This window comes from Pseudomonas sp. Irchel 3A5 (assembly GCF_900187575.1).
Lineage (GTDB): Bacteria > Pseudomonadota > Gammaproteobacteria > Pseudomonadales > Pseudomonadaceae > Aquipseudomonas > Aquipseudomonas folii.
The window spans coordinates 48,178-61,713 of the sequence record NZ_FYDU01000005.1 but is presented as its reverse complement, the minus strand read 5'-3'; the positions used below and the strand labels follow the sequence as shown (position 1 = coordinate 61,713).

General features: G+C 56.0%; 15 protein-coding genes. All 15 read right to left on the bottom strand.

Annotated features, from left to right (window positions below):
• Positions 1-45 precede the first annotated feature (45 nt).
• Positions 46-1,155, bottom strand: coding sequence for a DUF6094 domain-containing protein (locus CKW31_RS09310; protein ID WP_095094071.1), 1,110 nt, complete (start codon positions 1,153-1,155; stop codon positions 46-48).
• A gap of 73 nt (positions 1,156-1,228) precedes the next feature.
• Complete coding sequence (locus CKW31_RS09305) at positions 1,229-1,879, bottom strand: hypothetical protein (protein WP_095094070.1); 651 nt, start codon at positions 1,877-1,879, stop codon at positions 1,229-1,231.
• Between the two features lie 78 nt (positions 1,880-1,957).
• Complete coding sequence (locus CKW31_RS09300; protein ID WP_095094069.1) at positions 1,958-2,218, bottom strand: hypothetical protein; 261 nt, start codon at positions 2,216-2,218, stop codon at positions 1,958-1,960.
• A gap of 9 nt (positions 2,219-2,227) precedes the next feature.
• Positions 2,228-2,575: a hypothetical protein gene (locus tag CKW31_RS09295; RefSeq protein WP_032699486.1), complete on the bottom strand. Its 348-nt coding sequence runs from the start codon at positions 2,573-2,575 to the stop codon at positions 2,228-2,230.
• An 89-nt stretch (positions 2,576-2,664) separates the two neighbouring features.
• The gene (locus tag CKW31_RS09290) at positions 2,665-3,336 is read right to left on the bottom strand and encodes a DUF3275 family protein (protein ID WP_095094068.1); all 672 of its coding nucleotides are present in this window, start codon (positions 3,334-3,336) and stop codon (positions 2,665-2,667) included.
• 53 nt (positions 3,337-3,389) lie between these two features.
• The gene (locus CKW31_RS09285) at positions 3,390-4,217 is read right to left on the bottom strand and encodes a DUF932 domain-containing protein (protein ID WP_032699488.1); all 828 of its coding nucleotides are present in this window, start codon (positions 4,215-4,217) and stop codon (positions 3,390-3,392) included.
• Between the two features lie 149 nt (positions 4,218-4,366).
• Positions 4,367-5,278 carry a DUF3577 domain-containing protein gene (locus CKW31_RS09280; RefSeq protein WP_032699491.1) on the bottom strand — a complete coding sequence of 304 codons (912 nt, stop codon included), beginning with the start codon at positions 5,276-5,278 and terminating at the stop codon, positions 4,367-4,369.
• Between the two features lie 334 nt (positions 5,279-5,612).
• Positions 5,613-5,978 (bottom strand): DUF3085 domain-containing protein, encoded by a 366-nt coding sequence (locus CKW31_RS09275; protein ID WP_095094067.1) that lies wholly within the window; start codon positions 5,976-5,978, stop codon positions 5,613-5,615.
• Positions 5,979-6,041: 63 nt separating this feature from the next.
• Positions 6,042-6,839, bottom strand: a complete 798-nt coding sequence (locus CKW31_RS09270) for a GTPase (protein WP_095094066.1) — start codon at positions 6,837-6,839, stop codon at positions 6,042-6,044.
• A 294-nt stretch (positions 6,840-7,133) separates the two neighbouring features.
• Positions 7,134-7,847: a hypothetical protein gene (locus tag CKW31_RS09265; RefSeq protein ID WP_031423966.1), complete on the bottom strand. Its 714-nt coding sequence runs from the start codon at positions 7,845-7,847 to the stop codon at positions 7,134-7,136.
• Positions 7,848-7,975: 128 nt separating this feature from the next.
• On the bottom strand, positions 7,976-8,419 hold the full coding sequence (locus CKW31_RS09260) for a hypothetical protein (RefSeq protein WP_095094065.1): 444 nt from the start codon (positions 8,417-8,419) through the stop codon (positions 7,976-7,978).
• 96 nt (positions 8,420-8,515) lie between these two features.
• Positions 8,516-8,902, bottom strand: coding sequence for a hypothetical protein (locus tag CKW31_RS09255; RefSeq protein WP_095094064.1), 387 nt, complete (start codon positions 8,900-8,902; stop codon positions 8,516-8,518).
• A gap of 24 nt (positions 8,903-8,926) precedes the next feature.
• Positions 8,927-9,154, bottom strand: a complete 228-nt coding sequence (locus CKW31_RS09250) for a hypothetical protein (RefSeq protein WP_371856711.1) — start codon at positions 9,152-9,154, stop codon at positions 8,927-8,929.
• A 235-nt stretch (positions 9,155-9,389) separates the two neighbouring features.
• Positions 9,390-10,895: a DNA cytosine methyltransferase gene (locus tag CKW31_RS09245; protein ID WP_095094063.1), complete on the bottom strand. Its 1,506-nt coding sequence runs from the start codon at positions 10,893-10,895 to the stop codon at positions 9,390-9,392.
• 542 nt (positions 10,896-11,437) lie between these two features.
• Entirely contained in the window at positions 11,438-13,459 is a 2,022-nt protein-coding gene (locus CKW31_RS09240; protein WP_095094062.1) for a DNA topoisomerase III, read from the bottom strand.
• Between the last annotated feature and the right edge of the window lie 77 nt (positions 13,460-13,536).

Sequence of the window (13,536 nt, the reverse complement as noted above, 5' to 3'; positions counted from 1 at the left end):
CAACGTGGTGGTGCTCCATCTATGAAACGAAACAGCCGAAGCGGGTCAGTGGATGGTGATAATTCGGCCGAACGAGTCAGAGTTGGGAGACAGGTCCCACGCTCGGATTACAGGTACGAATTTGTCTGTGAGGATTCGCGTCTCTGCAACTGAACCATCGTCGCGCTCGTGGTATTCCACGGCGGTGGCCTTCTGCTTGTAGGTATCGCCTTTCACAGCCAGGACTCGGCCATTTTTGGATTGCACGACACCAGATATGGCGCCAGCCGCGAGGGCAAGTGCCAAGTGCCAGTGGGACAACGCACGTACCGGGGCACGCATCGATTGCTGAGCCGCACCAAGGTGCGTTTCGAATGCGGGCCACAAGCCTTGGAGACGAGAAACCTCCTCCGCAAATTGCGTCGGCTCCATGCTTAGCCGGTAGAAATGCTCTGGCTCAGACGTGGTTACAGGAACGACATAGGGAAGTAGCGTCCACTGGGCTGGTATTTCATCCAGGTCGAGCTCACCTTGCCCGATCTGAAGCAGTCGCCCACGAATGTCCTTAGTGTCGTCTCCCACCAACTCACGCTGGCGAACTCGTCGTCCGAATACCACCACTTGTTTGAACTGTGTATCGACCGCACGGTAGATGCTCAGATCAGCGAAGTGACGTGTCAGCCACCCGACCAGTTCGCGGTCGAGCACGTATGACGGCACCATAAAAATGAGGATGCCGTCATATTGCAGGAACTGCAGCGTCCTCTGGTAGAAAAGCTTTTCAAGACGGGCACGCCCCTTGCCTTCGTAGCCAATGTTGCCATTGGCATCTCTAGCTAGATCGCCGTAAGGAGGGTTAAGCCACAGCAGGCCGAAGCTCTGCCGCGCAATCACTGTGTCCATAACATCGCCATGGAGGCAGTGGTCGACCAGTGAGTGAGCGTGGTTTGCACGCTCCTGGTCGTACTCGACCGCGTAAGAGGTGGTCCTCCCGTGCCCGAGTACGTGTGCAGCTTCTGCGATGGCAACGCCTTCGCCGGCACAGGGATCGATGATGCACATTGGCCCATCGCTGGGCGCCAGTGCGGAAAGCGCTCGTTCGAGCGTCGCTTCGTCGGTCGGGTAGTACCCGTTCTTGGCGAAATTGCGGGCAAGCCGCGGAAACATGAGTGCCATAGCAGTCTCCTAATTGGCTAGGGAAATTAAAGGCAGAAGCGCGCGTGGTGCGCGCAACTGCGTGACAGGTAGATCAGGCCATTACATCAATCAGCAACTTCGGGTCAGCCGACTGCGGATGGGCAGTGAGGACACCGCTACGGATCAACTCACTCAATGCCTCAGTAAGCGCCGGGACATCGAGCGCCAACTGAAAACCTTGCAGTGGACCGAGAGCTACAGGCATGTTCTTGAGCATGAAGCGCTCGCGTAGCAGTGCCAGTACAGGCTCTTGCCAGTGATCAAGCAACGGCAGCGGACAGGTATCTTTGACGAGGTGCCACAGTCGTGAGGTCGGATCAGTTGCGTGGCGCGGCAGCAGGGCAACCGCGCTGGCTTTGCTCTTATCAGGTTGAATGCAACGTCGGTCGAACAGCCAAAGATTGACCATGGAACCAAACAGCGTGCGGCGATATGCGCGGGTTAGTCGCTTATCAAAACGGTCGATTGACCCCACGAATACAGGGACATTGCCCCCATGTTCGTTGATGAGATGAAGCTGATCCAGACCATCCTCGTCCCGACCCAGGGTCAACCGAGCCAACAACTGCTGGACCGCAGTATCACGAGCCCATACGGAGAGGAAAACTAGATCACCTTGATCGCCGCAGACACAGGCGTCGGCCATGAGGTCGCTGCACTCGTCGATGCGATAGAGAGGGTGTGTGAAAGCACCTTTAGACATGCTGGTGTCCTCGTAGATAGCGAGGGGCAGCAGCACCCGCGAGGGCAAGGCTGCCCCGTGGGATGGAAGAAAGAGCCGCTAATCGGCTTCGAATTCGCCCTTGTGCGGATTGAACCGCAACACGATCCCTACATTACGGATCGGAGTGTGGCCAGCGAGATACACGTCGATCCGATAGCGCGGCCGAAAGCTGATGGCGTCACGCGCCTGTACCTCTGTCAGGCCAGATTGGATGAAGTACTGCACTAACTCATCGTCAGACGAGACTTCATCATTGGAAAGCTGACCCTCAACCAGGCCTAGCAGTTCGGGTGATAGGGATTGCAGCGAGGTCTTCATCGTGCACTCCTAATACGAACCGCAACCCGCCGGGCAATAACCCAGCTCGATGCCGTGCGTGCAGCAGCCATTCTCGGCATTCCAGTTCTGAGCCTCCTGCCTCTCGGCAGGCGTTGCGTAGCTCCATTCCTGTGTTGCAATTTGCAAAGCATGTGCACGCTGTGTTTCGGGCAATCGGACAACGTGACTATCAATCGCCGAGCTGAAGCGGTCGACGTAGTATTCGTAAGACAAGCCGCAACCATTGTTGGCCTGTGCGGCAACGGTCTCACAGACGGCGCGCCACATATTTTCATCAAGCGCAGCGTCAGCATCACCGGAGAGCTGTAAGTGTGTATTGCCAGCAAATGTGGACATGATAGAGACCTCAAGAAAAAGGCCAGAGTCCTCCCCGGCCGGGAAGGAACTCCAGCGGGGGATGAAGCACCGTGTATACGGCGCAGTGATTACGCCACCTGCGGATGCAACTGGCGTTTCCATTCCTGCAACTTGAAATCAAGCGCATAGCCTAAGTCGCCTAGACGAGCGATCTGTGCGCGAAGCGTTCGCCGGTCAATGGTTGAATCCAGCTTCACGGATTCTCCCAACGGCCATAGCGTGCCGAACAACGCAACGTCATCGCTGTCAGGGCTACCAGAGTCGGCCACCACTACCAATGGCGCTTCCACACCAAAAGGCGTGGTATCCATCAGAGGATCAGTCGATGCCCGCACTGCGGCAGATTCCGAACTGAGCGCTGCGCGCGTTTCCTCCACTGGTTGCGTCCCGAGTTCCTCATCAAGTGGATCCACCTCCTGAGAAGCGAAGCTGTGAGCATCATCTCGGCTCAATCGGTCGATCCCTGAAAGGGTCATTCCGTCCAGATTGGCCCGGATCTCGAAACGCATTCCACCAGCTGTGGGATAGGCTTTTGGATAAATGAAGCGTATGTGGAATTCGCCGTCGTACTTGCCTTCGGCGTATTGCTCAAGCTCTGCATCCTTGACCGCAAACTCACCGTGAGGTGTGACGAGACGTCCTACATTGAACGGGCCGTTACGTCCGCGGATGGTGCGCAGCGTGAGCTGTCCAGAGACAATTATCGGTGAAGCGAATTGAAGGGTTGATTTAGCCGCCATTACGGTGCTCCTTGTGATGAAGCTGATGATGAAAAAAAGCGGACCGCGCGGCACTAGGCCTTCAACTGACGCATACCGTCGGCCAGGATCCACAGCGCCCTGTTGAGGCGGATGTTTTGGTCGATGCCTTGCACTTCTCGAGTACGCTGTCGACGGCCGTTGGCTGCACGTGCCGATAGGCCGCCTCTCACAATGTTTTCCTGAACTCGGTTAAAAACCGACCACAGGTCTGAACGGCGATCATCGAAACGCCGTGGTGCAAGCAGCTGTTTTTCCGTAATAGGCGCAGGCTTGCTCGGATCGTCGTATCTGAGTGCCAACGCGGATCGAGCGAGGAGTTCTTCTTCGCCCGCCTCCAGCGTGATGGCTTGCATGGCATCTCTCGACGCCTGCACTCGCTCGAATCCTCGCAGGACTTCGAACGCTCCTTCGATCACTTGGCCGGCTACATCGCCCTTATGGGGCACGCGTATGTCTGCAGTGGTGTCACCGCAGACCAAACCGTTGTGACACACGAAGCGGAACATGCCAGCGAGCATCTGGTAGCTGCTCGTTCCATCGTGACTGTTGAGCAGAATGATTTCGTTAGCTTCCGAACCATTGATCTGGCTGGCATGACGCATGCGAATGAGATGCTTCGTGTACTCGCGCCGGTCCTCATTGCGGACGCGAGTTTGGCAGACCATGAAAGGTTCGAAACCTTCGTTGCGCAACTTGGTAAGGACGGTTGCGGTTGGGATGTAGGCGTATCGGTCAGACCGACTTCCGTGAGGCGAGTCGGCAAAAATTGAGGGTGCTACGGCACGTATTTGCTCGTCAGACAGCGGACGATCTGCGCGCAGCACAGGGGAACGACCTGAGAAACGGTTTGCTAGAGGCATGGGGATGCTCCTGAATGATGTAACAACCAGGCTGCTCGGTGGGCTTGTGGTTGCATGCGATTGAAAAGACGAAGACATGCGCCTCCCCGTAAGGGAGGTGCATGCTAGAGGGAGGGAATGATCAGCCCCTTGGAATGGGCTTTGTCGGATCAGAACGAAGCAGCCATCGCTGGCTCGCTGTCCTCTACTTCGACCTCAGGCTCGCGCTCAGCTGTCTCGGTAGTGGTAACGTTCTCGGAGCTTTCATCGGCCTCGGAAACGTGTGCGTCAACTGCAGGCGGCAACTCGTTGCCCACTGAGGCGGGGGGGTAAACCCGCTGACCATCGATCTTGATCAAACCGATATGGACTAACGTCGATTGAAGGCTCGCTGCTGCTTCGCCTGCATGTTCGCCCTTAGTGCGGATGTACGAATCGGCCTTCATGTCGTTGAGACGGAAAGCGATCAGCACTTTGCGCTCGGACTCAATGGCCTGCACGCAACGCCGCACCAAATGCTGGGCGTCCTGAGTTGTGACAATCGCATCGATGTAACGGTACTCCGGTTCATCGACGGGGCCAGCCAATGCAGCAATGGAGCAGGACAGAAACGGGTCGCGATCCCTGGGAGTGACCTCCTTCGGGCGATTGAGATATCCAATGCCGCGTGTGATCAGTTCGTGCTTTTCGATCAGCGCCAGTTCGGCACGATCGACAAGTTCGGCTTTGAGCAAGCGGCCCTTAAGGGTGGCTGCTGCTTCTCCTTTACGCTGTCCTTTGGGACGGATAAAAGCATCGCCCCAAAGGTCACCGATCCGAAACCGAATCAGCGGACGCTGACGTTGATCTTCAATGCCGATATAGCGCTGGACCAGCTTCTTGGCTTCGCTACCTGAGACCTTTACATCGAAGTACCGATAGCTCGGATCTTTAGCAGATCCGAACATCGCGGCAACTGTGCATGCTAGAAATGGTTGAGCTCGACGCCCGCCCCTGACGGGAACCTCGCGGACACGCTGCAAGTAGCCGATGCCGGAAGTGTGGAGGTCGAAGTAGGACTTTTCGTTGGATGTGGTGTTCATGGTGAATCTCCATAGGAAAAGCGGAGACACACCAGCCCCCAAAGCGCGGGAAGAGGTGCGTAACCCCGCGATGGGTTGATAAGGCGATGCATCCACTACCGGCAAACCGATAGCTGTTCGCGAACGGATGCGAAGCGAACTGGCTCGGTCACACAGCAAACGCTGCGCCGCAACCTTGAAGACCGAGGTTGCGTGGCATGTCGCTGACAACGTCAGCGGGCATGCACGCAGGGTCGTGCTTGCTTTGCTAAAGCGCCATCGCCAATCGGTATCGGCGAGCGACCGGTTTTTTGATACGAAAAGCCCCCGCATGCGGGGGCTGGAAGATAGGTGATCAAGGAGCGCCTATGAGACGTGGCACGTTCTGAAGGGAAAGATGGGTTGATGTTGCCGAAAGCTCCATATCGTCGTTACTGGTCAAAATGCGTTCAAATACATCACCGTTCGGGTCGAAGTGTTCTGCGAAGTCGTCGCCCCCGAGCTCGGTGTGAGCCAGGTTCCACCAGCTGTCGAAGGGATCAATATCAGGGTTGCAGCCAATCGCGTAAGCAATCAATTTTTGCCGACCATCGGGCCGTCTTTCACCATGCTCAGCCAACCAGTACACACCGTGGTCTTTCACCAGAATGACGCGGCACTTGTTAGCTACCGCTTCGGCGAAAACTAGACGCAGCTCGTCGCCATTGAATCTAAGAGACATATGAATGATCTCCTGTGAAATGGATGGAATTCTCCATGCCGTAAAGCTGGAAGTTAAAACGACTCACTGGTGAACAGATTTGCGTCCGTGTAGGCACTGCACGTGGATACGACGCCAACTGCCATCGTCGATCAATTTTTCCAATACGCTTCCAAGATCGTCGAAGAAAACTTCCTCAACGCGGTGGATGGATTTACCGTCGCGCTGCAGTTCAACCACGTACTGGTCAGCCCCCCGGTCATACGACACGATGACTTGGCCCGAGAATTTCGCAGAGGCAACCGTGAAGCCGATGGCTGGAGGTGTCTTGATGATGTCAGCCGGCAACGGATCGACCCATTTAAAGTCTCTGGCGCCTGCATCAACCAGCAGGTGAGTGATGCGCCGGAAGCCGTCAGGTGCGGGTAACTGCTCAAGTTGATTGATAAGTTCTTTAAGTTCAAAGCAACGAGGTTCAGGCACCGGCAGCTTGGCTGGCGCGTCACCCAGTACGAAAGTCTGCACCGTATACGAATGCCCTCCGGCAGTTCGCTCGCTACGCTCTTCGGGTGTGTCCGCGCGCAGCCCATCAAAGCGACGCCTGGCATAGGGAGCAATCTGCACCTTGGCCCCTTTTTCAGGCACCTCGGTGACAAGCGTTCGGTCAAGGACAGCGAACGCCGAGCGCCCGGTCTTGACGACGATAGCTTCGTCGGTAGTCGCAATTACTTTTCCCTCAAAGGGCCTCGGATCGATGTCGAAGCCCAGTGTGGAGACCTGGGGCTCACCATCGAAGATGTTGTAGTTGATAACGCGTGCGTTAGAAGGCACATGATCGCGAACCAGGTCTGGCATCTGGGCACGAATGGCTTGTTTGTCCATGGGAGATTCCTTGAAGAAATTCAAGGGGCTCCCGCCCGCAAGGGAGGGAGACCCCTTGCAGGTTGATAAAAGGCGCAGTGTCACGCCGAGACATATGTAACCAGTGTGGCGGGCACACCGTAGCCTTGAAGGTCTAGGCTACCTGGGCATGTTGCTGAACTCGTCAGCGGAACATGGCGCTCAGCTTGGCGCGTCGACTGTGTAACGTCGCGCACAAAGGGATACTGGTGAAAGCCCGATTGATACGTGAGAAAGATGAAGAAAGAGCCACCGAAGGAGGCCCTTAGAGATATCTCAATCCACAATGACGGGTAATCCGGCAAGCAGTGGTGCGTCGGGATCAAAGACCAAGAACCGGGTATCCGCGCGGCTAGCCAAGTGCAGAACTTCCAGTAACAGTTCCGGTACACCTGCTGACTGCTGCTCCTGAAGAAGCTCTACAGAGCTGCGGCCATCGATGAGCTCCAGGTTGCGGTCTGTCCACGGCGTGGATACCAATTTCACACCGATGCAGTGACCATCGGGGATTCGAAAAACCTCAAATAACAGACCTAGCGGAGTCGGCGAATCGGCTAATTCTTCGAGGTACTGATTTGCTTCCTCAGTAAGATGGCTTTTACTGATTTCCCATGCCCGGCTGTAATGCCCCGTTTCAAACTTAAGGCGCTGGATGACGGCACAAGCGTCGGCCCACGAATACGTGTCACCGATATGGATCGGCTGGCCGCCCTCCTCGCACATGACGGCATAGATCACCGCGCGGACGATGCCACTGTTCGAATGACCTGAGGCGATCTCGTTTGGGATATCCTGACCATCGATCACTAATGCGTGGTCGTCGTTGAAGATGCACCGATGGCATACGACAGATTGATCATGCAGTCGGATCTGAGACTCATGCAGAGTGCGATAGATCAGCGCTTGGTCATCATCTGTCGAAATGGCTAGCGTGCGGCCGATACTCAAATTCTGATAGCCACGAATGAAAGGATTGGATAACTGGGACATGAGACTTCTCCGGTGGAAAAAACGGAGCCATGTCCTCGCGGACAATAGCATCCGCCGTGACGCCTGAATCTTGTTCGATTCAGGCGATAGTTGATTGGAAGTACGGATGCACATCCGGGTTTAAATGACTACGAAGATTGCTGTGTCAACTGATTCACAGCTGCCGTTAGATCAGGCTCGTCCAGCGTGATGCACAGTTGAATAGCTGAGGCCTTTACTGCAATGCGCGCAGCACTCAAGTCGTTGAGTTCAATCGCGTACTTTCGAGCGATGATGCGAGCCAGCGCAACAACTGCTTCGATACCCAAGTCGTGTAAGGCTTCGATGACTGCTGCCGGAGATACGACATTGAGGCCGGGTTGGTATAGCTTGGGGTCAAGCTCATATCCGCTGGCTTCGAACACTGAATAACCTACTCGCAGCTGGAACAGGTCGTCCTTAGGCACGTGGCTTGTGTCAACGTTAGCGATGGTAAAACGCGGGATAGCGACATTCTCTGGCCAGCCTTCAATGATGATGTCCTTGACCTGATCGTCATCGACGATAACAGCGACAATTGGATTTTTTGACATGATGCGCTCCTTGAAAAGACTACAAGGAACACTCCCCAGAGGGATGAGTGTCCCTCTTGAGATGGTGTGAAAATTGGTTAAAGCAATAACTGCAGATCACCAGCCGTCATACTGCACAATCAGTTCTGCAAGCACTTTGCGTCGTTGGAGATCGAGTCCACCAAGATCGGCAAGCCCCTCAAAGCCACATCGTTTGAGCATCGCAGCTCCCTCGCGGGCATTGTAGAAACTGACCATGGCAGCGAGGAACATGCGCTCGCCTGAACTCAAAACACCGAGCGCTTTGCCGATCATCAGAACGTTGGGCTGAAGGTCCCACTTGCTGGCCGCTCGAGTAAGTCCATCATGAGTGCCATCGCCGAACCATGCAGCACCAGCAATCTCGGCACCACGTTTCCAGGCTTGGAAGAAGGACCTTGGAGATTGGGTTGAATGCGCAAGTTCCTGTGAGAAATAGTCGAGTGCCCCTTGAGGAAGGTTCATGACATGACTCCTTTAAGGTTGGGATCAAAGATACGAAAGCTGACGCCACTGCCCTGATATCAGAGCCGCTGCGGCAGCATCGCTGGTGGGGAAATATTCGACGGATTCGCGAGATACAGGATCACCGTCTACATCTACGGTGCCGAGGTAGTAGCCTGCAGCACTCTTTAAGACTTGAAGTTGAAGCAGCTTTCCGAGGTGTATTAAGGCCAATTGGCCGTAGGGTTCGTCCTCGATGCTGGAGTTCATCATGGTGTTTTCCTGATAACTATAGAAATCAGCCACGTGCTATTGGCGTGCGGGAGACCCCCAGAGGTAGTAGAAAAGCATCGACGTCGCAGGGACGCTCGTCCGCGAATGATGCGAAGCGAACTGGCTGGGTCAACGCAGAGGATTCCGCGGCGCAACCGGCTTGACCCTGGTTGCTGGCGTGATGCTGAATCAATCAGCGACGCATGGCGGAAATTAAGCAGACATGCTCATGTCGTCACTTGTTTAACGGTAACTGTGAATACCCGCTTTCAAGTGCCTGCTGCAGGCGCCATCCCAGCCAGGCCACGCAATGCACAGCCATGGAATTACCAATTGCTTTATAGCGAGGCGCGTCGGCTGCTAGCTTGCCGCGGTACGGCACTAACGTGTAATTGTCTGGCATACCCTGGAGGCGCTCGCATTCCACCGGCATCAGCCGCCGAACCCGCCATTTCGACCAGGCTGCCCACTCATCTTTCCCAGGAGGCTCCATCGTGTATTGAAAGTAAGCCTCAATGCCGGGCTGCAAGATATGTTCTTTGTCGCTACCGCCAGTACTGGCGCGCAACGTCGCAGATATACCATCGCCCAATTCAGCGATGGAGCCGCCGGCACGGCCACGGAGGGAAACACTCGCAATCATTGGTCGCCCCTGACCGGGCTTTCCTCCACCAGTTGATAGAGGGCCGGTAACTTGACCATGCCCGGACTCCAGGCGCAGCTCGCCACGCGAATTCTGTGCAAACGCAATGCTTTGCGGCGCGAAAGTGGCGACAATCGGCACACCACGGCCGGAGCCATCCTCACTGCAGCCTTTGCCGCCGTTGGCGGTATTGAGCGCATGAGCCAAGTGGCCGGTGAACGACTGTGCTGCGAAGGTCTCCACCTCGAAGTCGCACTTGTGGCCCCGGGCTGTCAGGCAGGCTGCCTTGTCGATTGGACCGCTGGTATTCCCACCGCCGAAGCAGACCGTTACCGACGCATTGGGATAAGAGCTGCTCAAGCTGTTGACGAAGTGGATTGCGCTATCAGTACGGCCTGAAGCAACTCCGGCAGGCATTTGCCACGTTTGGCCGCCCTGCGCAGGATTCCCGCACAAGCTATCGGACTCAAAAAGTACTTCAGCGGGATCGAGGTCGTATCGACCACTTGCCACAAGAAACACACGGCGACGTCGTTGGGCGACGCCGAAATATTGTGCGTCGAGTACCCGCCACGCGATACGACGGCGGGGTCCAGACACACAACCTGCGTGCGTCCATTTTTTCCCTGCTGGTTCGAGCGCATGGCGTTCCCCTGCCAGTGCACCCAGAAGGCATCCGAAGGCGTTAGAGCGGTCAGAGAGAACGCCTGGGACGTTTTCCCAGACGATGACCGATGGAGGTTTCTGGTGTTCCTGACGGGTATGGTCGATGGCATCGGCAAGCTCCGTGTATTTAAGGGTCAAAGCGCCGCGTGGGTCTTGCAGTCCAAGACGCGTGCCCGCGACGCTGAACGTCTGGCATGGCGTGCCCCCAACCAGGATGTCAGGTGCAGGCACGAGCCCCGTGAGTACCTTATCGGCGATCTGTGTCATATCTCCGAGGTTCGGGACGTCGGGGTAGTGATGAGCGAGCAAGGCATTCGGAAAGGGATCGATCTCCGAGAACCAAGCCGGATGCCAACCGAGCGGTTGCCAGGCCAAACTCACGGCCTCGATTCCGCTGCATACACTGCCAAATTGAAGGGCTGTTTCGTTCATGTCATATCACCTGTTTTGGTTGGGGCGAAATCGCCCGTGGCCGCAAGACCGAATGATCGGCGGCGCGTAACGCGATGAAGGAAAATGACAAAGGTGCTGGAGGTATGGACCTCCAGCGCAGGACAGAGAAACCACCTGTGGGCTGTCGCATGGACTGGCTGTCGTCAAAGCCGCCGCTGCATCAGCTATCGCACCCGACCCGTATCGTGGCGGGAGTCGGTATCGCCTGGCACACATCCGCGCACAAAAGGCGCCCGTTGTTTCACCGGCGGGCACCGGCATAGAACACCGTCGTCCCCGAAGGGTCTCCTGGCCTCTTGCACGCAAGAGGCCAGGAGACCCTTCGGATCACAGACTGCAATCACCGATCAAGAGGCCGCAGAAAGCGGTCTGACATGAAAATACCTTCATCCCTCCAGCGGCTGGAACCGCTGGACGCATGCCGTTGCAGAAGGTGGAGGCATGTTGGGGTTGCCCCACTAGGTGCGGGGCCACGCCTGGCAACCGCTGGAAAGCGCGGTCGTGGCAGGATGTTTGTGGCGTCAGTGCGCCTTCGGCGCGCTGCGCCGCTTACGTGGGGAGCCACGTTTTGCACCGGGTGACTCGATTGACACCGTACCCTTGCACTCCGGATACCGGCTACATGACCAGAAGACACCAGTCTTCCCAGTGCGCTGGCGCGTCGTAGCACCGCACAGAGGGCAAGCCGGACCTTGGGGAACCCGAATAGACAATGTAGTTCCTCGGTACTGCTGCACCAGCTGAGCGACCCAGGCCGACTGCTTCTCGATGAAAGTGTCCAACGTCAGTTGGCCGGTCTCGATCATGTCGAGCGCCTGCTCCCAGACTGCTGTCGTGCCAGGATCAGCGATGGCAGCTGGTACTGCGTCAATCAACGTGAATGCGGCTTCTGACGCGCGAACGGATCTACCTCGCTTCACTAGGTAACTGCGCTTTAGCAATCCATTGACGATACTTGCGCGTGTGGCTTCGGTGCCAATGCCAACAGTGTCTTTGAGCTTTTGCTTCAGACGCGGATCCGAGACCAGCTTCGCAACTCCCTTCATCGCTTTGACCAATTCTCCCTGGGTGTATGGCCGTGGAGGCAGCGTCTTGAGAGCTTTGCATTCAGCGCCTGTGACCTGACAACTTAGCCCGGCGCGCAGTGGAGGCAGGATTTGGCTGCGGGAAGAGGTATCGTCTCCCGCCTCTTCAGGATCTGCTTTCGGCTCAGCTAGAACCAGATGCCAGCCTCTAACAACGATTTGTTTGCCTACGGCTCGAAGAATCAGGTCTGCACATGACAGCATTGCCGTCGTGCGGTCGAATTCGTGATGTGGCAAAAACTGCGCGAGGTAGTGAGCACGTATCAGCCCATAGACTGCCAGCTCTTTCTCGCTCATGGCTGACAAGTCCGTCGGCTCAAGTGTCGGAATGATGCCGTGATGCGCAGTAACCTTGCCGTCATTCCATGCACGAGACCTTTGCGTGCGATCAAGCTGATCAACTACGGACTTAAGAGTGGGATCAGATTTGAGCAAGCTATCCAAGACCGTGGGTATCTCGGTGAACATGTTTTCAGGAAGATAGCCGGAGTCTGAGCGTGGATAGGTCGTGGCTTTATGTGTTTCATAAAGCGACTGTGCAATGTCTAGCGTTTCCTGCACATCCAGACCAAATTGCTTCGAGCACACTTCCTGCAAAGTGCTCAGATCGAACGGTAAAGGTGGGCCTTCTCGGACTCGCTCGGTCTCCACCGCCTGGACCTGAACTGCGCCGGCGGCACGAATTCTTTCAGTTGCCTGGCGGGCAATGCTCTCTTGTAGGCATCGGCCAGCATCGTCCGTAGCGGACTGCGGAGGTAGCCAAATTGCGAAAAATTGCTGTGCTTCACTGGATAGTCCGACTTCCACTGTCCAGTATGGAACAGACACGAAATGAGCAATTTCCCGATCTCGATCAACGACCAACCGCAATGTGGGAGTCTGCACACGTCCGACGGAAAGCACGCCTTCATAGCCAGCTTTCCTACCTAACACGGTGAACAGGCGGCTGAGGTTCATGCCAATCAGCCAATCTGCACGCGAGCGTGCCAAGGCTGAGAAGTACATTGGAAGCGTCTCGCTTGAAGGCTTGAGCGCACCCAGCGCCTTGCGGATAGATGCGTCGTTTAAGGCGGAAAGCCAGAGGCGCTGGATTTTCCCGCGATAACCGCACAGCTCAATGATTTCACGGGCGATCAATTCGCCTTCACGATCGGCATCGGTTGCGATGACTAGTTCGGTTGCCTTGCCAAGCAGTTGCTTGACGACTTTGAATTGCGAAGCGGTCTTGGGTTTGACCTCAACACGCCATCGCTCAGGAGCAATAGGTAGCTGCTCTAGGGACCAATGCTTGAACTGCTCACCGTAGGCTTCGGGTGGAGCGGCTTCTACGAGATGTCCGATGCACCAAGTGACTGTGACACCAGAACCAGTGAAGCACCCATTGCCACGCTGTGTCGCGCCCAGGATTCGTCCTATATCTTTACCCTGAGAGGGCTTCTCGCAAAGAAATAGCCGCATACCGCTCTACCCGAATGACGTTGCTGAAGTTCATGTGCAACAGCATGTCGGGACGGATTTAAGCGGGCAGCAAAGAA